The 24,366-nt window shown below is 56.3% G+C and carries 23 protein-coding genes; 14 read left to right on the top strand and 9 right to left on the bottom strand.

Annotated elements, in window-relative coordinates; translation table 11 throughout:
* Positions 1-2: 2 nt before the first annotated feature.
* The 10 genes from kdsD to npr all read left to right on the top strand — a co-directional run bounded on the left by kdsD (position 3) and on the right by npr (position 6,936).
* On the top strand, positions 3-989 hold the full coding sequence (gene kdsD / locus N7V53_RS19315) for an arabinose-5-phosphate isomerase KdsD (RefSeq protein ID WP_023481006.1): 987 nt from the start codon (positions 3-5) through the stop codon (positions 987-989).
* Between the two features lie 14 nt (positions 990-1,003).
* A complete protein-coding gene (gene kdsC, locus N7V53_RS19310; RefSeq protein ID WP_023480796.1) occupies positions 1,004-1,570 on the top strand; it encodes a 3-deoxy-manno-octulosonate-8-phosphatase KdsC in 567 nt (188 codons plus the stop codon).
* The gene (gene lptC, locus N7V53_RS19305) at positions 1,567-2,142 is read left to right on the top strand and encodes an LPS export ABC transporter periplasmic protein LptC (RefSeq protein ID WP_023480988.1); all 576 of its coding nucleotides are present in this window, start codon (positions 1,567-1,569) and stop codon (positions 2,140-2,142) included. The genes kdsC and lptC overlap by 4 nt, the downstream gene beginning before the upstream one ends.
* Positions 2,111-2,671, top strand: coding sequence for a lipopolysaccharide ABC transporter substrate-binding protein LptA (lptA, locus tag N7V53_RS19300; RefSeq protein ID WP_023481020.1), 561 nt, complete (start codon positions 2,111-2,113; stop codon positions 2,669-2,671). The genes lptC and lptA overlap by 32 nt, the downstream gene beginning before the upstream one ends.
* Positions 2,672-2,677: 6 nt before the next feature.
* Complete coding sequence (gene lptB / locus N7V53_RS19295) at positions 2,678-3,403, top strand: LPS export ABC transporter ATP-binding protein (protein WP_279794545.1); 726 nt, start codon at positions 2,678-2,680, stop codon at positions 3,401-3,403.
* Positions 3,404-3,451: 48 nt separating this feature from the next.
* A complete protein-coding gene (gene rpoN / locus N7V53_RS19290) occupies positions 3,452-4,885 on the top strand; it encodes an RNA polymerase factor sigma-54 (RefSeq protein WP_279794543.1) in 1,434 nt (477 codons plus the stop codon).
* A gap of 22 nt (positions 4,886-4,907) precedes the next feature.
* Entirely contained in the window at positions 4,908-5,195 is a 288-nt protein-coding gene (gene hpf, locus N7V53_RS19285) for a ribosome hibernation promoting factor (protein ID WP_023480744.1), read from the top strand.
* An 80-nt stretch (positions 5,196-5,275) separates the two neighbouring features.
* Positions 5,276-5,767: a PTS IIA-like nitrogen regulatory protein PtsN gene (gene ptsN, locus N7V53_RS19280; RefSeq protein WP_023480947.1), complete on the top strand. Its 492-nt coding sequence runs from the start codon at positions 5,276-5,278 to the stop codon at positions 5,765-5,767.
* Positions 5,768-5,812: 45 nt separating this feature from the next.
* On the top strand, positions 5,813-6,667 hold the full coding sequence (gene rapZ / locus N7V53_RS19275) for an RNase adapter RapZ (RefSeq protein WP_023480906.1): 855 nt from the start codon (positions 5,813-5,815) through the stop codon (positions 6,665-6,667).
* Positions 6,664-6,936 (top strand): PTS phosphocarrier protein NPr, encoded by a 273-nt coding sequence (npr, locus tag N7V53_RS19270; protein ID WP_023481048.1) that lies wholly within the window; start codon positions 6,664-6,666, stop codon positions 6,934-6,936. Before rapZ ends, npr begins: the two co-directional genes overlap by 4 nt.
* On the opposite strand, the gene mtgA is transcribed toward npr, so the two are convergent.
* The 4 genes from mtgA to N7V53_RS19250 all read right to left on the bottom strand — a co-directional run bounded on the left by mtgA (position 6,937) and on the right by N7V53_RS19250 (position 11,912).
* Positions 6,937-7,668: a monofunctional biosynthetic peptidoglycan transglycosylase gene (mtgA, locus tag N7V53_RS19265; RefSeq protein WP_124967177.1), complete on the bottom strand. Its 732-nt coding sequence runs from the start codon at positions 7,666-7,668 to the stop codon at positions 6,937-6,939.
* On the bottom strand, positions 7,665-8,318 hold the full coding sequence (gene elbB, locus N7V53_RS19260) for an isoprenoid biosynthesis glyoxalase ElbB (protein ID WP_023480733.1): 654 nt from the start codon (positions 8,316-8,318) through the stop codon (positions 7,665-7,667). Before elbB ends, mtgA begins: the two co-directional genes overlap by 4 nt.
* Positions 8,319-8,548: 230 nt before the next feature.
* The gene (arcB, locus tag N7V53_RS19255) at positions 8,549-10,885 is read right to left on the bottom strand and encodes an aerobic respiration two-component sensor histidine kinase ArcB (RefSeq protein WP_270221585.1); all 2,337 of its coding nucleotides are present in this window, start codon (positions 10,883-10,885) and stop codon (positions 8,549-8,551) included.
* Between the two features lie 100 nt (positions 10,886-10,985).
* Positions 10,986-11,912: a TIGR01212 family radical SAM protein gene (locus N7V53_RS19250; protein ID WP_279794529.1), complete on the bottom strand. Its 927-nt coding sequence runs from the start codon at positions 11,910-11,912 to the stop codon at positions 10,986-10,988.
* A 667-nt stretch (positions 11,913-12,579) separates the two neighbouring features.
* Here N7V53_RS19250 and gltB point away from each other — a divergent pair.
* The gene (gltB, locus tag N7V53_RS19245) at positions 12,580-17,040 is read left to right on the top strand and encodes a glutamate synthase large subunit (RefSeq protein ID WP_023480712.1); all 4,461 of its coding nucleotides are present in this window, start codon (positions 12,580-12,582) and stop codon (positions 17,038-17,040) included.
* 9 nt (positions 17,041-17,049) lie between these two features.
* Positions 17,050-18,468, top strand: a complete 1,419-nt coding sequence (locus tag N7V53_RS19240) for a glutamate synthase small subunit (protein WP_279794528.1) — start codon at positions 17,050-17,052, stop codon at positions 18,466-18,468.
* A gap of 93 nt (positions 18,469-18,561) precedes the next feature.
* Here the strand turns inward: N7V53_RS19240 and sspB are convergent, their stop codons facing one another.
* The 5 genes from sspB to zapE all read right to left on the bottom strand — a co-directional run bounded on the left by sspB (position 18,562) and on the right by zapE (position 22,228).
* Complete coding sequence (sspB, locus tag N7V53_RS19235; RefSeq protein ID WP_023481029.1) at positions 18,562-19,065, bottom strand: ClpXP protease specificity-enhancing factor; 504 nt, start codon at positions 19,063-19,065, stop codon at positions 18,562-18,564.
* A 2-nt stretch (positions 19,066-19,067) separates the two neighbouring features.
* Complete coding sequence (sspA, locus tag N7V53_RS19230; RefSeq protein WP_023480809.1) at positions 19,068-19,706, bottom strand: stringent starvation protein SspA; 639 nt, start codon at positions 19,704-19,706, stop codon at positions 19,068-19,070.
* A gap of 309 nt (positions 19,707-20,015) precedes the next feature.
* Positions 20,016-20,408, bottom strand: coding sequence for a 30S ribosomal protein S9 (gene rpsI, locus N7V53_RS19225; protein WP_023480836.1), 393 nt, complete (start codon positions 20,406-20,408; stop codon positions 20,016-20,018).
* 15 nt (positions 20,409-20,423) lie between these two features.
* Positions 20,424-20,852, bottom strand: a complete 429-nt coding sequence (gene rplM, locus N7V53_RS19220) for a 50S ribosomal protein L13 (RefSeq protein WP_023480976.1) — start codon at positions 20,850-20,852, stop codon at positions 20,424-20,426.
* A gap of 248 nt (positions 20,853-21,100) precedes the next feature.
* A complete protein-coding gene (gene zapE / locus N7V53_RS19215; protein ID WP_034813631.1) occupies positions 21,101-22,228 on the bottom strand; it encodes a cell division protein ZapE in 1,128 nt (375 codons plus the stop codon).
* Between the two features lie 189 nt (positions 22,229-22,417).
* Between zapE and zapG the strand changes: the two genes are divergently transcribed.
* Positions 22,418-22,816, top strand: coding sequence for a Z-ring associated protein ZapG (gene zapG / locus N7V53_RS19210; RefSeq protein WP_023480758.1), 399 nt, complete (start codon positions 22,418-22,420; stop codon positions 22,814-22,816).
* Between the two features lie 171 nt (positions 22,817-22,987).
* Positions 22,988-24,358: a serine endoprotease DegQ gene (gene degQ / locus N7V53_RS19205; protein WP_279794526.1), complete on the top strand. Its 1,371-nt coding sequence runs from the start codon at positions 22,988-22,990 to the stop codon at positions 24,356-24,358.
* Positions 24,359-24,366 lie beyond the last annotated feature (8 nt).

Raw genomic sequence — 24,366 nt, 5'->3', positions numbered from 1 at the left:
CTATGTCGCAAATAGATTTGCAGCCGGGTTTTGACTTTCAACAAGCCGGCAAAGAAGTTCTGGCGATTGAACGTGAAGGCCTCGCACAGCTGGATCAGTACATTAATGAAGATTTCACTCGCGCATGCGAAAGCATCGCTTATTGTGCTGGCAAAGTCGTGGTGATGGGCATGGGCAAATCGGGCCATATCGGCCGGAAAATGGCGGCAACCTTTGCCAGCACCGGCACGCCCGCGTTTTTTGTCCACCCCGGTGAAGCCGCGCACGGCGATTTGGGTATGGTCAGCCCGCAGGATGTCGTGATTGCGCTGTCGAACTCCGGTGAGTCCAACGAGATCCTCGCCCTGATCCCGGTGCTGAAGCGCCTCAAGGTCGCGCTGATTTGCATGACCAGCCGCCCTGAGAGCAGCATGGCGCGCGCGGCGGATATTCATTTATGCGTAAAAGTGCCGAAAGAGGCCTGCCCGCTGGGCCTGGCGCCGACCTCTAGCACCACCGCAGCGCTGGTAATGGGCGACGCGCTGGCGGTAGCGCTGCTGAAAGCGCGCGGCTTTACCGCCGAAGATTTTGCCCTCTCCCATCCGGGCGGCGCGCTGGGCCGTAAACTGCTGCTGCGTGTGAATGACATCATGCACACCGGGGATGAGATCCCGCACGTCAGCAAAGAGGCCAGCCTGCGTGATGCGTTACTGGAGATCACGCGTAAGAATTTAGGTATGACGGTGATCTGCGACGATCTGATGAAGATCGAGGGTATCTTTACCGATGGTGACCTGCGTCGGGTGTTTGATATGGGTGCCGATGTGCGCAGCCTCGGCATCGCCGATGTGATGACGCCAGGCGGTGTGCGCGTGCGCCCCAATACGCTGGCGGTCGATGCCCTGAACCTGATGCAATCCCGTCACATTACCTGCGTACTGGTTGCCGATGGTGAGCAGTTACTGGGTGTGTTACATATGCATGACTTACTGCGCGCGGGCGTGGTGTAAAGAAGGACATAAGAATGAGTAATGCTGGCGCGTCGCTTGCCACCTGCTATGGGCCGGTAAGCACGCAAGTCATGGAGAAAGCCGCGAAGATTCGCCTGCTGATCCTCGATGTGGATGGCGTGCTGTCCGACGGGCTCATCTATATGGGCAATAATGGCGAAGAGCTAAAAGCGTTCAATGTCCGTGACGGTTACGGCATTCGCAGCGCCCTCACCTCCGGTATTGAGATGGCGATCATTACCGGGCGTAACGCTAAACTGGTAGAAGATCGCTGTGAGACGCTGGGCATCACGCATCTCTACCAGGGGCAATCCGACAAAATGATCGCCTACCGGGAGCTGCTTGCCCGCCTCGATTTGACCGCCGATCAGGTTGCCTATATCGGCGACGATTTGATCGACTGGCCGGTGATGGCGGAGATTGGCCTGAGCGTTGCCGTTGCCGATGCGCACCCGCTGCTCAGCGCGCGCGCCGATTACGTGACGCGGATTAACGGCGGTCGCGGCGCGGTGCGTGAAGTGTGTGACTTACTGCTGCTGGCACAGGGCAAGCTGGATGAAGCCAAAGGGCAATCAATATGAGTAAAACCAGACGTTGGGTCATTATTCTGCTGGCGCTGGTCGCACTGGTTCTGATTGGTATTAACTTCACCACTCAGGATGCGCCGGAACAGAGCGCCGCAAACAGTTCAGATCCGACTTATAAAAGCCAACATACGGATACTGTCGTTTACAGCCCGGAAGGCGCGCTGAACTATCGCCTGATCGCGCAGAATGTGGAGTACTACTCCGCCGATAGCATCAGTTGGTTTGCCAAACCGGTGTTAACCACCTTCGATGAGAACAAAGTACCGACCTGGTCTATCAAGTCGGATAAAGCGAAGCTCACCGACGACAAAATGCTTTACCTCTATGGACATGTCGAAGTTAACGCACTGACTGCGGACGCACAATTACGCAAAATCACCACGGATAACGCCCGGATCAACCTGGTCACCCAGGATGTTTTCTCAGACGATCAGGTTACGTTATACGGAACAACATTTAATTCCACCGGCCTGAAAATGCGCGGCAATTTACGCAGCAAAAACGCCGAGCTGATTGAAAAGGTTAGAAGCTCCTATGAAATTCAAAACAAACAAACGCAGCCTTAATCTTCTCCTGGCGGGTACGCTCTTCGCTGCCGCGCTTCCGGCGCTCGCTGTGACCGGGGATACCGAACAGCCGATTCACATCGACTCCGATCAGCAGTCGCTGGATATGCAGGGGAATGTTGTCACCTTCACCGGCAATGTCGTCGTGACGCAGGGGACCATTAAGATCAACGCCGATAAGGTCGTGGTCACCCGTCCTGGCGGCCAGCAGGGCAGAGAGATTATCGACGGTTACGGTAATCCGGCCACCTTCTACCAGATGCAGGACAACGGCAAGCCGGTGAAAGGCCACGCTTCGCAGATGCACTACGAACTGGAAAAAGATTTCGTCATCCTGACCGGTAACGCCTATCTCGAGCAGTTAGACAGCAATATTGCTGGCGACAAAATCACCTACCTGGTGAAAGAGCAGAAGATGCAAGCGTTCAGCGACAAAGGCAAGCGCGTAACTACCGTGCTGGTACCGTCGCAGTTGCAGGACAAGAGCAATAAATCCGCCCCGGCCCCGGCGCAAAAGAAGAGTAACTAATCCGTTATGCCAACATTAACTGCAAAGAATCTCGCCAAGGCTTATAAAGGCCGTCGCGTGGTCGAAGACGTCAGTCTGACCGTTAATTCCGGTGAAATCGTCGGCTTGCTTGGCCCTAACGGCGCAGGGAAAACCACCACCTTCTATATGGTGGTCGGGATTGTCGCGCGCGATGCCGGCAACATCATTATTGATGATGAAGATATCAGCCTGCTGCCGCTGCATGCGCGCGCGCGCCGCGGCATCGGCTATTTACCGCAGGAAGCCTCCATCTTCCGCCGCCTCAGCGTCTACGACAACCTGATGGCAGTGCTGCAAATTCGTGACGATCTCACCGCGGAACAGCGTGAAGATCGCGCCAACGAGCTGATGGAAGAGTTCCACATCGATCACCTGCGCGACAGCATGGGTCAGGCGCTCTCCGGCGGTGAACGTCGCCGCGTCGAGATTGCCCGCGCGCTGGCAGCAAACCCGAAATTTATCCTGCTCGATGAACCCTTTGCGGGCGTTGACCCGATCTCGGTTATCGACATCAAACGCATTATCGAGCATCTGCGCGACAGCGGGCTTGGGGTGCTGATTACCGACCACAACGTGCGCGAAACGCTGGCCGTGTGTGAGCGCGCCTATATTGTCAGCCAGGGACATCTCATCGCCCACGGCACACCGCAGCAAATCCTTGAAGACGAACATGTTAAGCGCGTATATCTTGGGGAAGACTTCAGACTCTGATAGGGTAAGGTTTATTGACATTTTTTGTCGGAGAGTGCTGCTCTGAATATGAAGCAAGGTTTGCAACTACGGCTTAGCCAACAGCTAGCCATGACGCCGCAACTGCAACAGGCCATTCGCCTTTTGCAGTTGTCCACGTTGGAACTTCAGCAGGAACTTCAGCAGGCGCTGGAGAGCAACCCACTGCTGGAACAAACCGATCTTCACGAAGAAGTGGATAGCGAACAGGTTCAGGAAAAAGATGGCCTGGACACCGCAGATGCGCTTGAACAGAAAGAGATGCCCGACGAACTGCCGCTCGATGCCAGCTGGGATGAGATCTACACCGCAGGCACCCCGTCAGGCAGCAGTAACGATTACATTGATGATGAACTGCCGATCTACCAGGGCGAAACCACCCAGTCGCTGCAGGATTACCTGATGTGGCAGGTTGAGCTGACGCCCTTCTCCGATACGGATCGCGCCATTGCGACGTCGATCGTTGATGCCGTGGACGAAACCGGCTATCTCACCGTGACGCTGGAGGAGATCCTCGAGAGCATGGGGAACGACGAGATCGGCATGGATGAAGTTGAAGCGGTGCTAAAGCGCGTTCAGCGTTTCGATCCCGTTGGCGTAGCGGCGCGCGATCTGCGCGACTGCCTGCTGGTTCAGCTCTCCCAGTTCGCGAAAGCGACGCCGTGGTGCGAAGAGGCCCGGCTGATTATCTGCGATCATCTCGATCTGCTGGCCAATCACGACTTCCGCTCGCTGATGCGCGTGACGCGCCTGAAAGAGGATGTGCTGAAAGAGGCGGTGAATCTGATCCAGTCGCTCGATCCACGCCCCGGTCAGTCGATCCAGACCAGCGAGCCAGAGTATGTGATCCCCGATGTGCTGGTGCGCAAACACAACGGGCGCTGGACGGTGGAGCTTAACGCCGACAGCATTCCGCGTCTTAAGATCAACCAGCAGTATGCAGCGATGGGCAGCGGCGGGCGTAACGATGCCGACACGCAGTTCATTCGCAGTAATTTGCAGGAAGCGAAGTGGTTGATCAAAAGCCTGGAGAGCCGCAACGACACGCTGCTGCGCGTCAGCCGCTGCATCGTCGAGCAGCAGCAGGCGTTCTTTGAGCAGGGCGAAGAGTTTATGAAACCGATGGTGCTGGCGGATATCGCCCAGGCCGTCGAGATGCACGAGTCGACCATCTCTCGTGTGACCACCCAGAAGTACCTGCACAGTCCTCGCGGCATTTTTGAACTGAAGTATTTCTTCTCCAGCCACGTGAATACCGAAGGCGGCGGCGAAGCCTCCTCCACGGCCATTCGCGCACTGGTGAAGAAGTTGATCGCCGCGGAAAACCCTGCAAAACCGCTGAGCGACAGTAAGCTGACGACGCTGCTCTCCGATCAGGGGATCATGGTCGCGCGGCGAACCGTTGCGAAGTATCGAGAATCTTTATCCATTCCGCCGTCTAACCAGCGTAAACAGCTGGTGTGACCCAACCGATAAGGAAGACACTATGCAGCTAAACATCACCGGACAAAACGTTGAGATTACCGATGCCCTGCGCGAGTTTGTAAACAGCAAATTTGCCAAGCTGGAGCACTATTTCGACAGGATTAATCAGGTTTATGTTGTGTTGAAAGTGGAAAAGGTGACGCACATTTCAGATGCCACGCTGCATGTGAATGGAGGCGAGCTGCATGCCAGTGCGGAAGGACAAGATATGTATGCTGCTATTGACGGTTTAATTGATAAACTGGCGCGGCAGCTCACGAAGCATAAAGATAAACTGAAACAACACTAATTGTCCGGGCGTCCGTCTGGCGCGTTGCACCCGACCGCAACCCGGTTGGGTGCTGGCTCCGGCGTCGCTTAGGTGAAATTATGATGAATAACGATTCGGCTCTTCAACTGAGCACAGTACTTAACCAGGAATGCACCCGTAGCGGCGTTCACTGCCAGAGTAAAAAACGCGCGCTGGAAATTATCAGCGAGCTGGCGGCGAAACAGTTAGGCCTGCCGCCGCAGGTGGTCTTCGAGGCGGTTCTTACGCGTGAAAAAATGGGCAGTACCGGTATTGGTAACGGTATCGCCATTCCTCACGGCAAGCTCGAGGAAGATACACTGCGCGCCGTCGGCGTGTTTGTGCAACTTGAAACGCCTATTGCCTTCGACGCTATCGATAATCAACCCGTCGATCTGCTCTTTGCCCTGCTGGTGCCGGCAGATCAGACCAAAACGCATCTGCACACCCTTTCGCTGGTCGCCAAACGGCTGGCGGATAAAACCATTTGTCGACGCCTGCGCGGCGCGCAGAGTGATGAAGAGCTGTATGAGATCATCACGCAGACAGAAGGCGAGCGCGGCGATGCGTAACCGGGTAAGACTCTACTTGTCAGTCGTTCTGAGGAGAAATGACCCATGGTCCTGATGATCGTCAGTGGTCGTTCGGGTTCAGGGAAATCCGTGGCGCTACGCGCACTGGAAGATATGGGTTTCTACTGTGTTGATAACCTGCCGGTTGTGCTGTTGCCGGAACTGGCGCAAACTCTCGCCGATCGCCAGATCTCTGCCGCCGTCAGTATCGATGTGCGCAACATGCCGGAGTCGCCGGAGATCTTTGAGCAGGCGATGAGCAATCTGCCGGAGGCGTTTTCGCCGCAGCTGCTCTTTTTAGATGCGGATCGCAACACCCTGATTCGCCGCTACAGCGACACGCGCCGCCTGCACCCGCTCTCAAGCAAAAACCTGTCGCTGGAGAGCGCCATCGATGAAGAGAGCAATCTGCTTGAGCCGCTGCGTTCGCGTGCCGATCTGATTGTTGATACCTCAGAGATGTCGGTGCATGAGCTGGCGGAGATGCTGCGCACTCGCCTGCTGGGCAAACGCGAGCGCGAACTGACCATGGTCTTCGAATCCTTCGGCTTCAAGCACGGCATTCCTATCGATGCTGATTACGTCTTTGACGTGCGCTTCCTGCCGAACCCGCACTGGGATCCGAAACTGCGTCCGATGACCGGCCTCGATAAGCCCGTCGCCGCATTCCTCGACAGGCACACCGAAGTACATAACTTTATCTATCAGACGCGCAGTTACCTCGAGTTGTGGTTGCCGATGCTGGAGACCAACAACCGTAGCTACCTGACGGTGGCCATCGGCTGTACCGGGGGTAAACACCGCTCTGTCTATATCGCCGAACAGCTGGCGGACTACTTCCGCTCGCGCGGCAAAAACGTGCAGTCCCGTCACCGTACGCTGGAAAAACGCAAAACATGACCGTAAAACAAACCGTTGAGATCACCAATAAGCTGGGCATGCACGCGCGCCCGGCGATGAAACTGTTTGAACTGGTACAGGGCTTTGACGCGGAAGTGCTGCTGCGTAACGAAGAGGGAACCGAAGCGGAAGCCAGCAGCGTGATCGCTCTGCTGATGCTGGATTCCGCCAAAGGCCGACAGATTGAAGTCGAAGCCAGCGGCCCCCAGGAAGAGGAAGCGCTGGCCGCGGTGGTGGCGCTGTTTATCGCCGGGTTCGACGAAGAGTAATCAGTGCAGGTTGTTACTCTGCAAAAAGCCTTCGCCACCGAGCTGCTGCATCTGGCGCATGATCCACGCCTGACGGTTACGCACATAGCCTGAAGGCGCTGCGGCTTTATAACGAATCGGGTTAGGCAGCACCGCCGCCAGCAGCGCGGCTTCCGACATCGTCAGCCGGCTCGCGGGTTTATGAAAATAGCGCTGCGACGCCTCTTCCACACCAAATATGCCGTCACCAAACTCCGCAATATTCAGGTAGACCGTCAGGATGCGCCGTTTCGTCCATACCGCTTCCGTTGTTACCGTCAGCCCTGCTTCCAGCCCCTTTCGCAGCCAGCTTTTACCGTCCCACAAAAAGAGGTTTTTCACCGTCTGTTGCGACAGGGTCGAAGCGCCGCGAATGCGGTTCTCATGCTTTTCATTATGCGAAAGCGCTTTTTCGATGGCTTCCACATCTAATCCCCAGTGATCGGGAAAGCGCTGATCTTCAGCGGCAACCACCGCCAGCGCCATCCACGGCGAGATCTCATCCATGCTGACCCAGTCGGAGTGGGCGACATAGCTAAAGTCCCCGCTCAGCCACGCACTCAGCTGCCGCTCGACCATCACTGCGGAAAACGGCACCGGCATAAAGCTGAACAGCAGAATACCGCCGCCCCAGAAAGCCACCAGCACTAACAGAACACGCAGAAGAAGGCGTTTCAGCGCGGTCTTCAGCGTACCGCGTCCGCCTCGCTTCATTCGCACAATACCAGCACGCGCGTCACCAGCTTCTCAATTCCTGTTGCCGCCTGGGCAATATCTTCCGCCAGCATATAAGCCGGTGTGGTCACCACTTTGTTCTCTTCATCGACAACAATATCGTCCACCGGACACGGCACGTGCTCCGCGCCCATCTCTTCCAAAACTTCGGCGGTATCGACATCGGTTCCAATAGTGAGACGCAGCGGGAAGTCGAAAATTTTCGGCAGCATCGCCGGTGCAATGCACATAAAACCGAGCGGTTTTCCAGCCTGGTGCATCGCCAGCGCGAGGCTTTTCAGATCGTTATCCACCGCGCAGTCGCCGCCGAGGCTGGCAAAGCTGCTGAGGTTTTTCGCCGCGCCAAAGCCGCCGGGGACAATCAGCGCATCCAGATCGTTTACCGATGCCTGCGCCAGCGGCGCGATCTTGCCGCGGGTAATGCGGGCAGCTTCAACCAGCACGTTACGGCTTTCCGCCATACTTTCGCCGGTGAGGTGATTGATGACATCACTCTGTGCTTTATCGGGCGCAAAACAGACGGCCTCTGCGCCGTTGCGGGCAAGCGCCAGCAGGGTAATTACCGCTTCGTGGATCTCGGAACCGTCATACACGCCAGACCCACTAAGAACAACGCCGACTCTTTTCATGCCAAACATCCTTTCTGCGAATTGCGGTCAATAACTAAAAATTTTGATAAGGGAGCCTTGCTTCACACATTTCACTGATTGCTGTAACAAATCATTTAAGATTTGCTATCTTATGTGCGTGTGGTCGAATTTTAATAGACTGCGCCCTTGCAATTAAAACCAAAAATTACGGCGCAGCCACGGTTTCCCTGGTGTTGGCGCAGTATTCGCGCACCCCGGTTAATCCGGGGTCATTTTTTTGCAGCGTCTGCCACCCAGGCTTTGAGCACCGCGACATCATTGCGCCACTCCTGCTTCATCTCTTCCACCCATTCGCCGACATTATCCCACCAGGCGGGAAGATCCGGGGACTGGATCTGCTGGCCCAACTGCTGCAGATGGCGCAGGCCGACGGATCCAGCAGCACCCTTAATTTTGTGCCCCTCTTCAACAATCCCTTTCTGGTCGCGCGCGGTGAGGTTCGACTCCAGCACGCTCAGGTAGCCTGGCATCATCTTCTCAAACACTGCCAGCCCATCGGTAATCAGCTTCGGCCCAACCAGCTCGAGGTACTGCTCAAGCATGGCGGTATCCAGCAGAGTTTGCGCTTTGTCGTTGTCTATCGTTGCCACCTGTTCCTCCTCCTCATCTCCGGCGTCCCAGAACTTCTTGATCATCGCCGTTAATGCTGGCACCGCCAGCGGTTTGCTTAAGACATCATCCATGCCGGCATCCAGATACTCCTGCTTATCTTTCAGCACGTTTGCGGTCAGCGCCACCAGCGGCGGCAGTTCGTCGCGCGAATAGCGGCTGGTCAGCGCGCGCGAGATATCCAGCCCGGTCATATCCGGCAGCTGAATATCAAGCAGTACCAGGTCATATTCGCCCGGGGCGAACATCTCCAGCGCGGCACCGCCGGTCATCGCCACATCGACGCTGTTGCCGAGTTTCTCCAGCACCGAGCGCGCGACGATCACGTTGAGTTCGATATCTTCTACCAGCAGCACATGCAGCGCCGGTAAGGGCATCTCATCCTCTTCGAAGGCGTCGTCGACCTCTTCCGCCACCGCAGGGGCATGAACGGTCAATGTAAAGAGCGAGCCGTTGCCAGGCTGGCTGCTGACGGTAATATCGCCGCCCATGCTTTTCGCCAGACGGCGCGAAACCGCAAGCCCAATGCCGGTGCCGGTGGCCGGTTTGCCGCCGTGGCTATCTTTCACCTGGTAATACATGGCGAAGATTTTATCCTGCTCATCGCGCGGAATACCGATCCCGGAGTCCTGCACTTCAAAATGCAGAATCTCACCCTCGTCGTAGCGCACGCGCACCGTCACCTGCCCTTCGCGGGTAAATTTCACGGCGTTGCTGATAAGGTTCCAGAGGATCTGCCGCAAACGGGTGCCGTCGGTGATCACCTGGTGCGGCAGCGGCAGCGTCGGCTCGAGTTCGAAACGTAGCCCTTTTTGATGCGCCTGCAACCCGGAGAGGTTCTCCAGATCCGCCAGGAAGCTGGTGAAGTCGAGCGGCTGGTTATCGAGCTGTACTTTGCGCCGCTCCATCTTATCCATGTCGATAATATCGTTGAAGATATTGCCCAGCGTCACCGCAGAGACATGGATCGTTTTGAGGTACTTCTCCTGTTCCGGCGCAAGATCGGTATCCAGCAAAATGCGGCTTAAACCGACGATGCCGTTAAGCGGCGTGCGCAGTTCGTGGCTGATGGTAGAGATAAAGGTGGTCTTGTCCCGGCTGGCCCGCTCCAGCGCATCCTGATAGCGCTTACGCTCGGTAATATCGCGCCCGAAGCCCATCAGCCCGTGGCGTTTACCAACGCGGTCATAATAGGGAACTTTGCGGATTTCGAAGCAGGCTTTGCGCCCGTCAGGGTAATCCAGCCACTGTTCATAGGTGAGCGAGACATTGTGACGAAACACTTTCTCGTCGGTCTCAATCACTTTTTGTGCCGCTTCCGGCGAGTAGACATCCTGCGGCTTGAGGTGAATCAGCTGCTTTTCGCTTTTACCGGTGAGCAACTCCATGGCACGGTTGCAGCCAGAAAACTCTTTATCTTCATTGCGATAGAAGACGAGGTCAGGGGAAGCATCAAGGAAGGAGCGCAGAAAAGAGGATTGCTGTTCAAGCTGGATCTGCGTCTGCTCACGCTCCTGCATCTCAATCTTCAGCCGCTCAAAGGTTGCCTGTCGTTCCGCCTCGGCTTTTTCGCGATCGCTGATCTCCTGATTAAGCTGCATGATGTTGTCTTTAAGCTTCACGTTGAGCTTAAGATCGCGCTCGCGCATCTCCTCCAGCTTCTCCACCAGTCGCGATAAGCGCTGGCGCGACTCCTCCAGTTGCTCAACCACCACCGATAAGAAGTAGACCGCCCAGGGGGTGATCAGCAGACCAAAGAAGATAGAGCGGATCACGTCAATACGCTCAACCTGCCCCTGCAATACCATCGTGACCGCCATTTGCACCACGATGGCCAGCACCACCAGCGCCAGCGCTAACAGCATGGAAAAGCGCACCAGACCCAGCTTCATCATCAGGTCGACGTAATATTGCGCCAGTAAACGGATTTGCTTCATAGCGTTTTCCTTAAACAAGTCCGCTCAATAATACTCAATTCTGAGCAAGGCGTTGAAGCTTGTGCGAAAAATGCGGCAATAATGTGTGGTTGACCCAGGTTCAGGCGGGCGGCGTCCAGCAGCGACCGAGCGCCGAACCCTGGCCGCCATGTGCAGTAAGGTAGGTATTAATTTCGACCATGCCGGTCCAGCGGTTTTCGCACCACAGCGGCGCCAGCAGTGTAGGACGACGCGCGCTGGCAGAAACACGGTGGTAGATTATCTCCGGCGGCGTGTGGCGGATCATCTCGCCAGCAATGGTGGTGTACTCCTCAAGCCCGATGGCATTGAGGCGCCCCGCTTCCCAGGCCTTTGCCATAATGCTGCCTTTCACAATATGCAGTGGGTGCAGCTTGATGCCGTCGACGCCGGTTTCAACCACGCGCTCAAGCGTCGCCATGCAATCCGGCAGCCGCTCGCCCGGCAGGCCAGCAATCAGATGGGTACAGACCTTCAGGCCGCGCGCGCGGGCGAGCCGCGTGGTGTTTTGATAGCAGGCAAAATCGTGGCCGCGATTAATGCGGTGCAGGGTTTTATCGTGCGCGGTTTGTAGCCCCAGCTCCAGCCATACTTCAAAGCCCTGCTGGCGGTATTCGCACAGCAGATCCAGCACCGCATCCGGCACGCAGTCGGGACGCGTTCCGACGCACAACCCAACCATATTGGCCTGGCTCAGCGCCTGCTGATACATCTCGCGCAGCACCTGCACTTCCGCCCAGGTGCTGGTATAGGCCTGAAAATAGGCGAGATAGCGCCGGGCGCGGTTCACGCGCTGCGCCTGTTCGGCAAGCTGCAGCGCAATTGAACGATACTGCTGCGCCTCATCGGCAAACGAGGCAACGTTACAGAAAGTACAGCCGCCACGGCCCAGCGTGCCATCGCGGTTTGGGCAGCTAAAGCCGCCATGCAGGGTCAGCTTATGAACTTTTTCGCCATAGCGCCGGGCAAGATCCCCACCAAACATATTGACTAATTTCTGTAACTGCATAATCTGAAAGGCCGCCCAAATCAAAGGGCGTAGCCTGCCACTATTAGCTTTCATCGGCGATGACCTGGATCAATCGCCCGGGAAGGCTTTATCCATTGCATAATCAGTCAACATAACCGCTATTTCATTCACCCTCGGGGCGATTACTTTTCCTTATGCTGAAAGGTAAATTTGCAGAAATAGGTCTCTATCTCAAAAACAGTGGGATTATGCGGCGCCAGCCACACAAGCAGGATAATAATCTGCTAATAAAAGTCAGGTCAGAACAGAAGAGCGGAAACAGCGCATTACTATAGTGAGTCAGATCACACTCTCCCCCTGCATTATGCTGCCATAACTGAATGTAAAACTGATTAAACATCCTTTTAAATCAATTAGATGAATGCGCGTTAGCACATTTTTGGATAAATAAGCTCGGCATTTGACCTGTGTGCGGATTCCCGATAAGTTGGAAATCCGCTGGAAGCTTTCTGGATGAGCAGTCTGCTCATCATATTTATGCAGTAATTGAGATTCCCTCTTAAGCAAGTCCTCAACACTTGTGAATCGATGCGAAAAGGAAATGAAGAGGGCGACATACGAGGCCATTGCCCCGTCGCCATGCTCTTTCTGCGCCTGTGCGTAACGATCGGGAGGGCTCTCGCAGAGCCTGGGGAGGTTCACTGATATGTTGTACGATAAATCTCTTGAGAGAGATAACTGTGGTTTCGGCCTGATCGCCCACATAGAAGGCGAACCTAGCCACAAGGTAGTGCGTACCGCTATTCACGCACTGGCCCGCATGCAGCACCGCGGCGCGATCCTTGCCGATGGTAAAACCGGCGACGGTTGCGGCCTGCTGTTGCAAAAACCTGACCGTTTCTTCCGCATCGTCGCCGAAGAGCGCGGCTGGCGCTTAGCCAAAAACTACGCCGTCGGCATGCTGTTCCTCAATCAGGATCCGGAAAAAGCGGCTGCATCGCGTCGTGTTGTAGAAGAAGAACTTCAGCGTGAGACTCTCTCGCTCGTTGGCTGGCGCGATGTGCCGACCAACGAAGGCGTACTCGGTGAAATCGCCCTCTCCTCACTGCCTCGTATTGAGCAAGTTTTCGTTAACGCCCCGGCTGGCTGGCGTCCGCGCGATATGGAGCGCCGTCTCTTTATTGCCCGTCGCCGCATTGAAAAGCGTTTACAGGAGGATAAAGAGTTCTACGTCTGTAGCCTCTCTAACCTCGTCAACATCTATAAAGGTCTCTGTATGCCGGCGGATCTGCCGCGCTTCTACCTGGACCTGGCGGACCTGCGTCTGGAATCGGCCATCTGCCTGTTCCACCAGCGCTTCTCCACCAACACCGTGCCGCGCTGGCCGCTGGCGCAGCCTTTCCGCTACCTGGCGCACAACGGTGAAATCAACACCATTACCGGTAACCGCCAGTGGGCGCGCGCGCGTACCTACAAATTCCAGACGCCGCTGATCCCCGATCTGCATGATGCCGCGCCGTTCGTCAACGAAACCGGCTCTGACTCCAGCTCAATGGATAACATGCTGGAGCTGCTGTTAGCAGGCGGGATGGATATTGTGCGCGCCATGCGCTTACTGGTGCCGCCAGCCTGGCAGAATAACCCGGAGATGGATCCGGATCTGCGCAGCTTCTTCGACTTTAACTCCATGCATATGGAGCCGTGGGACGGCCCGGCGGGCATCGTCATGTCCGATGGGCGCTTTGCCGCCTGTAACCTCGACCGTAACGGTCTGCGTCCGGCGCGCTACGTCATCACCAAAGATAAGCTCATCACCTGCGCTTCTGAAGTGGGCATCTGGGATTACCAGCCGGATGAAGTGGTCGAGAAAGGCCGCGTCGGGCCAGGCGAACTGATGGTTATCGATACTCGCGGCGGGCGCATTCTGCACTCTGCCGAGACCGATGACGATCTGAAAAGCCGCCACCCGTATAAAGAGTGGATGGAGAAAAACGTCCGCCGCCTGGTACCGTTTGAAGATCTCTCCGACGATGAAGTCGGCATCCGCGAGATGGATGACGATCTGCTCACCAGCTACCAGAAACAGTTTAACTACAGCTTTGAAGAGCTGGACTCGGTGATCCGCGTGCTGGGCGAAAACGGCCAGGAAGCGGTCGGCTCGATGGGCGATGATACGCCGTTCGCCGTGCTCTCCAGCCAGCCGCGCATCATTTATGACTACTTCCGCCAGCAGTTTGCGCAGGTGACCAACCCGCCTATCGATCCGCTGCGCGAAGCGCATGTGATGTCGCTGGCGACCAGCATCGGCCGTGAAATGAACGTCTTCTGCGAAGCGGAAGGCCAGGCGCACCGTCTGAGCTTCAAATCGCCGATTCTGCTCTACTCCGATTTCAAACAGCTCACCACCATGACCGAGGAGCACTATCGCGCGGATACGCTCGATATCACCTTCGACGCCACGGCAACGACGCTGGAAGAGACCATTAAAGCGCTGTGCGACAAAGCGGAAGCGATGGTGCGTGCCGGTACCGTTCTGCTGGTGCTCTCCGATCGCAACATTGCCAAAAACCGCCTGCCGGTTCCGGCACCGATGGCAGTGGGTGCGATTCAGGCACGCCTGGTGGATAAGAATCTGCGCTGCGACGCCAACATCATTGTTGAAACCGCCAGCGCCCGCGATCCGCACCACTTTGCGGTGCTGCTGGGCTTCGGCGCGACGGCGATCTACCCCTACCTGGCGTATGAAACGCTGGCGAAGCTTATCGACAGCAAAGCGATTGAGAAAGATTACCGCACGGTGATGCTGAACTACCGCAACGGCATCAACAAAGGGCTGTACAAGATCATGTCCAAAATGGGCATCTCAACTATCGCCTCTTACCGCTGCTCAAAACTGTTTGAAGCGGTTGGTTTGCATGATGATGTTACCGAACTCTGCTTCCAGGGCGTGGTCAGCCGTATTGGCGGTGCCAGCTTCCCGGACTTCCAGCAGGATCTGTTGAACCTCTCCAAACGTGCCTGGCTGGCGCGCAAACCGCTGGAGCAAGGCGGCTTGCTGAAGTACGTCCACGGCGGCGAATACCACGCTTACAACCCGGACGTAGTGCGCACACTGCAAAAAGCGGTTGAGAGCGGCGACTACAGCGATTATCAGCAGTACGCGAAGCTGGTTAACGAGCGCCCGGCAGCAACACTGCGCGATCTGCTGGCCATCACGCCAGGCAGTGACGCGGTAAGCCTTAACGACGTTGAACCGGCGACAGAGTTGTTTAAACGCTTCGATACGGCGGCGATGTCTATCGGCGCGCTCAGCCCGGAAGCACACGAAGCGCTGGCGGAAGCGATGAACAGCCTCGGTGGCTTCTCTAACTCCGGCGAAGGCGGCGAAGATCCGGCGCGCTACGGCACCAACAAAGTGTCGCGCATCAAACAGGTCGCTTCCGGTCGCTTTGGCGTAACCCCGGCCTACCTGGTGAACGCCGATGTTATCCAGATTAAAGTGGCACAGGGCGCGAAGCCGGGCGAAGGCGGTCAGTTGCCGGGGGATAAAGTGACCCCCTATATCGCTAAGCTGCGTTACTCCGTGCCGGGCGTGACGCTGATTTCACCGCCGCCGCACCACGATATCTACTCGATCGAGGATCTGGCGCAGCTGATTTTCGACCTGAAACAGGTCAACCCGAAGGCGCTGATCTCCGTCAAACTGGTTTCCGAACCGGGCGTTGGCACTATCGCGACCGGCGTGGCGAAAGCCTATGCCGATCTGATCACCATTGCCGGTTATGACGGCGGTACCGGCGCAAGCCCGCTCTCCTCCGTAAAATACGCTGGCTGCCCGTGGGAGCTTGGCCTGGTGGAAACCCAGCAGGCGCTGGTGGCAAACGGTCTGCGTCATAAGATTCGCTTGCAGGTCGATGGTGGCCTGAAAACTGGCCAGGACATTATCAAAGCGGCGATTCTGGGTGCAGAGAGCTTCGGCTTCGGTACCGGACCGATGGTGGCGCTGGGCTGCAAATACCTGCGTATTTGTCACCTCAACAACTGCGCGACCGGTGTTGCAACCCAGGATGAGAAGCTGCGTAAGAACCACTACCACGGCCTGCCGTTCAAAGTGACCAACTACTTTGAATTTATCGCCCGTGAAACCCGCGAGCTGATGGCGCAGCTGGGCGTGAAACGCCTGGTCGACCTGATTGGCCGCACGGACCTGTTGAAAGAGCTTGATGGCTTTACCGCGCGTCAGCAGAAGCTGGATCTCTCCAAACTGCTGGAGACCGCTGAACCGCATGCCGGCAAAGCGCTCTACTGCACCGAGAGCAACCCGCCGTTCGACAATGGCGTGCTGAATGCCCAGCTGTTGCAGCAGGCGAAACCGTTTGTTGATGAGCGCCAGAGCAAAACCTTCTGGTTTGATATCCGCAACACTGACCGCTCGGTTGGCGCGCTGCTCTCTGGTTATATCGCCCAGACGCATGGCGATCAGGGTCTGGCATCGGATCCGATTAAAGCCTACTTCAGCGGCACCGCAGGCCAGAGCTTCGGCGTCTGGAACGCGGGCGGCGTTGAGCTTTACCTCACCGGCGATGCCAACGACTATGTCGGTAAAGGCATGGCGGGCGGGCTGCTGGCGGTACGTCCTCCGGTCGGTTCGGCGTTCCGTAGCCACGAAGCGAGCATTATCGGTAACACCTGCCTCTATGGCGCAACCGGCGGTCGTCTCTATGCCGCAGGCCGCGCGGGCGAGCGTTTCGCCGTGCGTAACTCCGGGGCTATTACCGTGGTTGAAGGCATTGGCGACAACGGCTGTGAATATATGACGGGCGGTATCGTCTGCGTACTCGGCAAAACCGGCGTCAACTTTGGCGCGGGCATGACCGGCGGCTTCGCCTACGTGCTGGATGAAGATGGCGAGTTCCGCAAGCGCGTGAACCCGGAGCTGGTGGAAGTGCTGAGCGTCGACGATCTGGCGATCCACGAAGAGCATCTGCGCGGGTTGATTACCGAGCATGTGCAGCATACCGGTTCGCAGCGCGGTGAAGAGATGCTGGCCAACTGGCCGACATTTGCCGCCAAATTTGCCCTGGTTAAGCCGAAGTCCAGCGATGTGAAAGCGCTGTTGGGTCACCGTAGTCGTAGCGCGGCAGAGTTGCGCGTGCAGGCGCAGTAAGGAATTGAGATGAGTCAGAACGTTTACCAATTTATCGACTTACAGCGCGTTGATCCGGCAAAGAAACCGCTGAAACTGCGTAAGATTGCCTTTGTCGAGATCTACGAGCCCTTCTCCGAAGGGCAAGCGAAAGCGCAGGCTGACCGCTGTCTCGCCTGCGGCAACCCCTACTGCGAGTGGAAGTGCCCGGTTCATAACTACATCCCGAACTGGCTGAAGCTGGCAAATGAAGGGCGTATTTTTGAGGCGGCAGAACTGTCGCACCAGACCAATACCCTGCCGGAAGTGTGCGGGCGCGTCTGCCCGCAGGATCGCCTGTGTGAAGGCTCCTGTACGCTGAACGACGAGTTCGGCGCGGTGACCATCGGCAATATCGAGCGCTATATCAACGATAAAGCCTTCGAGATGGGCTGGCGTCCCGATTTGACCGGCGTGAAGCAAACGGATAAACGCGTGGCGATTATTGGCGCGGGCCCGGCTGGTCTGGCGTGCGCGGATGTGCTGACTCGCAACGGCGTGAAAGCGGTGGTCTATGACCGTCACCCGGAGATTGGCGGCCTGCTGACCTTCGGTATTCCGGCCTTCAAGCTGGAAAAAGAGGTGATGACGCGTCGCCGTGAGATCTTCACCGGCATGGGCATTGAGTTCCAGCTCAACACCGAAGTGGGTCGCGATGTGCAGATTGACGATCTGCTGAAAGAGTACGACGCCGTGTTCCTGGGCGTCGGCACCTATCAGTCGATGCGTGGCGGCCTTGAGAATGAAGATGCGCAGGGTGTGTTTGACGCGCTGCCGTTCCTGATTGCCAATACCAAGCAGATTATGGGTTATGGCGAAACGCCGTCAGAACCCTATATCAGCATGGAAGGCAAACGCGTCGTGGTGCTGGGCGGGGGCGATACCGCGATGGACTGCGTGCGTACCTCGGTTCGCCAGGGTGCAACTCACGTAATCTGCGCCTATCGTCGTGACGAAGAGAACATGCCTGGCTCACGCCGCGAAGTGAAAAACGCGCGTGAAGAGGGTGTCGAGTTCCAGTTCAACGTACAGCCGCTGGGAGTTGAAGTGAATGCCAACGGTAAAGTGAGCGGCGTGAAGATGGCGCGCACCGAAATGGGCGCACCGGATGAGAAAGGCCGTCGCCGCGCCGAGATCGTTGCCGGCTCTGAACACGTTGTTCCGGCTGATGCGGTGGTGATGGCGTTTGGTTTCCGTCCACACAGCATGGAGTGGCTGGCGAAGCACAGCGTTGAGCTCGATTCGCAGGGCCGCGTGATTGCCCCGGAAGGGAGCGATAACGCGTTCCAGACCAGCAACCCGAAAATCTTCGCCGGTGGTGATATCGTTCGCGGTTCCGACCTGGTAGTGACAGCGATTGCCGAAGGGCGTAAAGCCGCGGACGGCATCCTCAACTATCTCGAAGTGTGATCTTGCGAAAACGATAAAAAAGGAGGCTGCGGCCTCCTTTTTTATATTCTGCGGGCAATAAAAAAGCAGAACCGGGGTTCTGCTTTTCTCAGGTTATTTCACCACACGCAGCGATGGACGCCCACCGCGCGGCGGCGGATCGTCATCCGGATCGTTATCCTGATCCACTGCATGATCGGGTTTATCACCGTCGATAACCGACATCACCGTCTCGTTCTCCTGCTCGGGCATCTCACCATCATCGTTGAGACTGACGAGCTCTTCGTCGTAGGCGGTTTCTGGCTCAAACATGGTGCCGGCACCGTTTTCACGGGCATAAACGGCCAGTACGGCAGCCATCGGCACTTCCACCTGGCGCGGCACACCGCCGAAACGCGCGTTGAAGCGCACTTCGTCGTTGCCCAGCTCCAGGTTGCCCACCGCACGCGGTGCGATGTTTAATACGATCTGGCCGTCACGCGCATACTCCATCGGCACGCGTACGCCCGGCAACGTCACATCAACAACCAGATGCGGCGTCAGCTGGTTATCCAGCAGCCATTCGTAAAAGGCCCGCAGTAAATACGGGCGGCGTGGAGACAGTTGCGACAAATCCATGATTAACCCCGACCAAGGCGCATTTCGCGCTCGGCTTCTGTCAGAGAGGCAAGGAAAGAATCACGTTCGAAGACGCGCGTCATGTACCCTTTCAGCTCTTTCGCGCCTGTGCCGCTCAGCTCGATGCCCAGTACCGGCAGACGCCACAGCAGCGGCGCGAGGTAGCAGTCAACCAGGCTGAATTCGTCATTCAGGAAGTAAGGCTTCTGGGTAAACAGCGGGCCAATCGCCAGCAGCTCTTCACGCAGCTGTTTACGGGCGGCATCGGCCTGCGCACCGCTGTTGTTCTCGATGACGTTCATCAGCGAGTACCAGTCTTTCTCGATGCGGTGCATGTAGAGACGGCTTTCACCGCGCGCCACCGGATAAACCGGCATTAATGGCGGGTGCGGAAAACGCTCGTCCAGATATTCCATAATGATGCGTGATTCCCACAGGGTGAGTTCACGATCTACAAGTGTCGGTACGCTTTGACTCGGGTTGAGGTCAATCAGATCCTGAGGAGGATTATCCTTTTCCACGTGCTCAATTTCAAAGCTGACACCCTTCTCGGCCAGCACGATGCGGACCTGATGACTATAGATGTCCACAGGACCAGAAAACAGCGTCATTACCGAACGTTTGTTGGCAGCGACAGCCATGAAAACCTCCAGGTATATTCAGAAATACTGCTACCGGACTAACTCGACCGGTCAGATGTTAGTTAGCTACCCGCGCGTACTGTCTCTCTTGTTCAAAAAACAAACAAAAAACGAACAATCCCAGCCATTTGGGCAGAAAATTGGATGATAGTTTACCAGATTTTGCGCGCTTTGTGGTGAGGGGATTCCGGAAATGCTGAAAAAGAGGAGATAAGCGACTGATTGCTGTGGATAACACAATTTTTATCCATAAAAAAACCCGGCTTGCACCGGGTTTTTCGCCAATCGTTCTGCCGAAGCAGAGGACAATTAACGTTTGGAGAACTGCGGACGACGACGTGCTTTACGCAGACCGACTTTCTTACGTTCAACCTGACGAGCGTCACGAGTAACGAAGCCAGCTTTACGCAGTTCAGCGCGCAGGGACTCGTCGTACTCCATCAGAGCGCGGGTGATACCGTGACGGATCGCACCAGCCTGACCGGAGATACCACCACCTTTAACGGTGATGTACAGGTCCAATTTCTCAACCATGTCGACCAGTTCCAGCGGCTGACGAACTACCATGCGGGCAGTTTCACGACCAAAGTACTGTTCCAGCGAACGCTGGTTGATTACGATTTTACCGTTGCCCGGTTTGATAAACACGCGAGCGGCGGAGCTTTTGCGGCGACCAGTGCCGTAGTATTGATTTTCAGCCATTGCCTATAATCCCGATTAGATGTCAAGAACTTGCGGTTGCTGTGCCGCGTGGTTGTGCTCGTTGCCAGCGTAAACTTTCAGTTTACGGTACATAGCACGACCCAGCGGGCCTTTTGGCAGCATGCCTTTAACCGCGATTTCAATCACACGCTCAGGACGGCGGGCAATCATCTCTTCAAAGGTCGCTTGTTTGATACCACCGATGTGGCCAGTGTGGTGGTAATACACTTTGTCTTCACGCTTGTTGCCGGTTACAGCAACTTTCTCAGCGTTCAGAACGATGATGTAATCACCAGTATCAACGTGCGGAGTGTATTCCGCTTTGTGCTTACCGCGCAGGCGACGAGCCAGTTCGGTAGCCAGACGACCCAGAGTTTTACCGGTCGCGTCAACAACATACCAGTCGCGTTTTACGGTTTCTGGTTTAGCTGTAAAAGTTTTCATTAAAAGCTTACCCAAATAATTAGTTTCACGTTGGTGAACACCCAAACGTTTGTCAGTTGAGGTTCACACGACAAAGTCCGGCAAACCTACCCCTTCGAATAGCCTATGCCGGCGCATAGAAAGTTTTGGGGAAAAAAAACTTTCCCGTAACGTGGGGTCGCAGGATTATAGAGAAGTCGGGGTCAAAGATCGACCCCTTTTCGTCTTTTGCTGTTCGATTTCTGCGCCTGGTGGCAATGAAAAAAGGATTACGGCATATGCTCGCGTTTCAGGTACTCCTCGCTCTGCATCTCCTGCAGGCGCGATAAACAGCGCTGAAACTCGAACTTAACCCGCTCGCCCTGATAAATCTCATGCAGCGGCGCCGCCGCGCTCACCACCAGCTTCACGTGGCGTTCATAAAATTCATCCACCAGCGCGATAAAACGGCGCGCTTCGTTCTCCATCAGCTTCGTCATCACCGGCACCTCAAACAGCATCACGGTGTGGAAAAGGCGCGACAGCGCGATGTAATCATGCTGGCTGCGCGCATCAACACATAATGTGGCAAAGGAGACGGCTAAGGTTTGATTCTCCACGCCAAGCGTCGCCAGCGGCCGGTGGTTAATCTCCAGCTCCGGCGCATGGCTGCGCGGTGCGCCCGCCAGCGCCAGCCACAATTTATCCATCTGCTGCGCGGTCTCTTCACCAAGCGGTGACAGCCACAGATGGGCCTGGGTCAGCGTGCGTAAGCGGTAATCGATGCCGGCGTCGACATTCATTACATCGCAAAACTGCTTGATCGCCTCAATGGCGGGCAGAAAACGGGCGCGTTGCAGACCGTTGCGATAGAGCTCGTCCGGGGGAATGTTCGATGTCGCCACCAGCGTAATGCCGCGCGCGAAGAGCGCCTTCATTAATCCGCCAAGCAGCATCGCATCGGTGATATCAGAAACAAAAAATTCGTCAAAACAGAGGACGTCGGTTTGCGCCTTAAAACGGTCGGCGACAATCTCCAGCGGATCGCTCTGCCCTTGCAGCGAAGTTAACTCTTCATGCACACGCAGCATAAAGCGGTGAAAGTGCAGACGCTGTTTACGCTCGCCCGGCAGGCTGTGATAGAAGAGATCCATCAGCCAGGTTTTGCCTCGCCCGACGCCGCCCCACATATAGAGGCCGCGTACCGGCTCGCGCGAAGGGGTATCGCGTTTGCCCAGCAGCTTGCTGAACTTCGCCATCAGGCCTCCGCTTTGCTGCGCGGCGGGCTGCTGTTCGGCAATCAACTGTTGATAAATCGTATCCAGTCGGGTGACAGCTTCTTTTTGCACATCGTCCGGCTGATGGCTACCCTCTTTCAGGGCTGTAAGATATCGCGATGTCGGGGAAAGGCTTTGCATGGTGTTATTGTTGTTCCTTGAAAATCGATCCGCCCCCACAGGGTTGACGAAAAAAAGGCCGCTCTACACTACGCGATGCAGCGTCAGGATTCCACTTCTGCACCTTTAGCGGTTATAGTGGCACTCTCCGGCGCAGGCAAGAAGCTTGCAGCCCACCCCCTACGGAATCGAACAACAATGGGAGAAGTCATGACCTGGGAATACGCGCTAATTGGGTTAGTTGTCGGCATTATTATTGGTGCCGTGGGCATGCGTTTCGGAAACCGGAAATTGCGTCAACAGCAGGCCTTGCAGTATGAACTGGAAAAAAACAAAGCAGAACTGGAAGAGTACCGCGAAGAGCTGGTGAGCCACTTTGCCCGCAGCGCTGAACTCCTCGACAACATGGCGGACGACTATCGTCAGCTCTATCAACATATGGCGAAGAGCTCCTCAAGCCTGCTGCCGGAAATGTCCGCGGAAGAGAATCCGTTCCGCAACCGTCTGTCAGAGTCTGAAGCGAACAACGATCAGGCCCCGGTACAGATCCCGCGCGACTACTCTGAAGGCGCATCGGGTCTGCTGCGCGGTCGCGCCAATCGCAAATAAGGCTTCTCACCCTCCTTATTTATACGGGCGCGTCCCCCGCGCCCGTCGCAACTTCCCCATTCCAGCTATTATTTAGTCATTCTTCGCATTGTTACCCGGTTGAAATTTCAATAACATCACTCTGTTTTGGGCGTCTATCCTTCCACTTCAGGTTACTGAGAGCCAGCATCGATGAAGAAACAAACCCAGCTGTTGAGTGCAATCGCGTTAAGTGTCGGCTTATCTCTCTCGGCACCGTTGGCAACGGCGGCGATGCCGTCACAGGTACCTGGCCAGGGGGCGTTACCCAGTCTTGCGCCGGTTCTTGAGAAAGTACTTCCCGCCGTGGTCAGCGTGCAGGTTGAAGGCACGGCGGTACAAGGCCAGAAGGTGCCGGAAGAGCTAAAAAAATTCTTCGGTGAAGAAGCGCCTGACCAGCCGCAACAGCCGCAGCCGTTTGAAGGGCTAGGCTCCGGAGTAATTATTGATGCCGCGAAGGGCTACGTCCTGACCAATAATCACGTCATCAACCAGGCGCAAAAAATCAGCGTACAGCTTAATGATGGCCGTGAATTCGACGCCAAACTGATCGGCGGCGATGACCAGAGCGACATCGCACTAATACAGCTGCAAAACCCCAGCAACCTGACGCAAATCGCCATTGCGGACTCCGATAAGCTGCGCGTCGGTGACTTTGTCGTCGCAGTTGGTAACCCGTTTGGCCTCGGGCAGACCGCAACGTCCGGGATTGTCTCAGCGCTCGGGCGCAGCGGTCTTAACCTCGAAGGGCTGGAGAACTTTATCCAGACCGATGCCTCGATTAACCGCGGCAACTCCGGCGGCGCGCTGCTCAATCTCAACGGTGAGCTGATCGGCATTAATACCGCCATTCTCGCTCCCGGCGGCGGCAGCGTCGGCATCGGCTTTGCTATTCCCAGCAATATGGCGCAAACCCTCTCCCACCAGCTGATTCAGTTTGGTGAGATTAAGCGCGGCCTGCTCGGTATTAAGGGCACGGAGATGAGCGCGGATATCGCCAAAGCCTTTAACCTGAATGTGCAGCGCGGGGCGTTTGTCAGCGAAGTGCTGCCCAACTCCGGCTCGGCGAAAGCGGGAATTAAATCCGGGGATGTGATTGTCAGCCTCAACGGCAAAGCGCTGAACAGCTTCGCGGAGCTGCGCTCGCGCATCGCCACGACCGAACCGGGCGCGAAAGTGAAGCTTGGGCTGCTGCGAGACGGTAAACCGCTCGACGTTGAAGTGACGCTGGATAAGAGCACCTCCGCTTCCGCCAGCGCAGAGCTGATTTCCCCGGCATTGCAGGGCGCAGAGTTGAGCGACGGTCAGCTGAAGGATGGCACCAAAGGCATCCGGGTCGGTGAAGTTGAGAAAGGCAGCTCGGCGGCACAGGCTGGCCTGCATAAAGATGATGTGATCATCGGCGTTAACCGCACGCGCGTGCAGTCCATCGCCGAGATGCGCAAAGTGCTGGAGACCAGGCCGTCGATAATGGCGCTGCACATTGTGCGGGGTAACGACAGCATCTATCTGCTGCTGCGTTAACCCTTTCC

Origin of the sequence: Kosakonia sp. HypNH10 (genome assembly GCF_029850615.1) — a bacterium.
In the GTDB taxonomy this organism is placed as follows: Bacteria; Pseudomonadota; Gammaproteobacteria; order Enterobacterales; family Enterobacteriaceae; genus Kosakonia; species Kosakonia cowanii.
This window is presented reverse-complemented; position numbering and strand designations above follow the sequence as displayed.

Bases quoted from the DNA above. Each gene is read 5' to 3' on its own strand.
- kdsD (WP_023481006.1), top strand. From the start codon at position 3: ATGTCGCAAATAGATTTGCAGCCGGGTTTTGACTTTCAACAAGCCGGC.
- kdsC (WP_023480796.1), top strand. From the start codon at position 1,004: ATGAGTAATGCTGGCGCGTCGCTTGCCACCTGCTATGGGCCGGTAAGC.
- lptC (WP_023480988.1), top strand. From the start codon at position 1,567: ATGAGTAAAACCAGACGTTGGGTCATTATTCTGCTGGCGCTGGTCGCA.
- lptA (WP_023481020.1), top strand. From the start codon at position 2,111: ATGAAATTCAAAACAAACAAACGCAGCCTTAATCTTCTCCTGGCGGGT.
- lptB (WP_279794545.1), top strand. From the start codon at position 2,678: ATGCCAACATTAACTGCAAAGAATCTCGCCAAGGCTTATAAAGGCCGT.
- rpoN (WP_279794543.1), top strand. From the start codon at position 3,452: ATGAAGCAAGGTTTGCAACTACGGCTTAGCCAACAGCTAGCCATGACG.
- hpf (WP_023480744.1), top strand. From the start codon at position 4,908: ATGCAGCTAAACATCACCGGACAAAACGTTGAGATTACCGATGCCCTG.
- ptsN (WP_023480947.1), top strand. From the start codon at position 5,276: ATGATGAATAACGATTCGGCTCTTCAACTGAGCACAGTACTTAACCAG.
- rapZ (WP_023480906.1), top strand. From the start codon at position 5,813: ATGGTCCTGATGATCGTCAGTGGTCGTTCGGGTTCAGGGAAATCCGTG.
- npr (WP_023481048.1), top strand. From the start codon at position 6,664: ATGACCGTAAAACAAACCGTTGAGATCACCAATAAGCTGGGCATGCAC.
- mtgA (WP_124967177.1), bottom strand. From the start codon at position 7,668: ATGAAGCGAGGCGGACGCGGTACGCTGAAGACCGCGCTGAAACGCCTT.
- elbB (WP_023480733.1), bottom strand. From the start codon at position 8,318: ATGAAAAGAGTCGGCGTTGTTCTTAGTGGGTCTGGCGTGTATGACGGT.
- arcB (WP_270221585.1), bottom strand. From the start codon at position 10,885: ATGAAGCAAATCCGTTTACTGGCGCAATATTACGTCGACCTGATGATG.
- N7V53_RS19250 (WP_279794529.1), bottom strand. From the start codon at position 11,912: ATGCAGTTACAGAAATTAGTCAATATGTTTGGTGGGGATCTTGCCCGG.
- gltB (WP_023480712.1), top strand. From the start codon at position 12,580: ATGTTGTACGATAAATCTCTTGAGAGAGATAACTGTGGTTTCGGCCTG.
- N7V53_RS19240 (WP_279794528.1), top strand. From the start codon at position 17,050: ATGAGTCAGAACGTTTACCAATTTATCGACTTACAGCGCGTTGATCCG.
- sspB (WP_023481029.1), bottom strand. From the start codon at position 19,065: ATGGATTTGTCGCAACTGTCTCCACGCCGCCCGTATTTACTGCGGGCC.
- sspA (WP_023480809.1), bottom strand. From the start codon at position 19,706: ATGGCTGTCGCTGCCAACAAACGTTCGGTAATGACGCTGTTTTCTGGT.
- rpsI (WP_023480836.1), bottom strand. From the start codon at position 20,408: ATGGCTGAAAATCAATACTACGGCACTGGTCGCCGCAAAAGCTCCGCC.
- rplM (WP_023480976.1), bottom strand. From the start codon at position 20,852: ATGAAAACTTTTACAGCTAAACCAGAAACCGTAAAACGCGACTGGTAT.
- zapE (WP_034813631.1), bottom strand. From the start codon at position 22,228: ATGCAAAGCCTTTCCCCGACATCGCGATATCTTACAGCCCTGAAAGAG.
- zapG (WP_023480758.1), top strand. From the start codon at position 22,418: ATGACCTGGGAATACGCGCTAATTGGGTTAGTTGTCGGCATTATTATT.
- degQ (WP_279794526.1), top strand. From the start codon at position 22,988: ATGAAGAAACAAACCCAGCTGTTGAGTGCAATCGCGTTAAGTGTCGGC.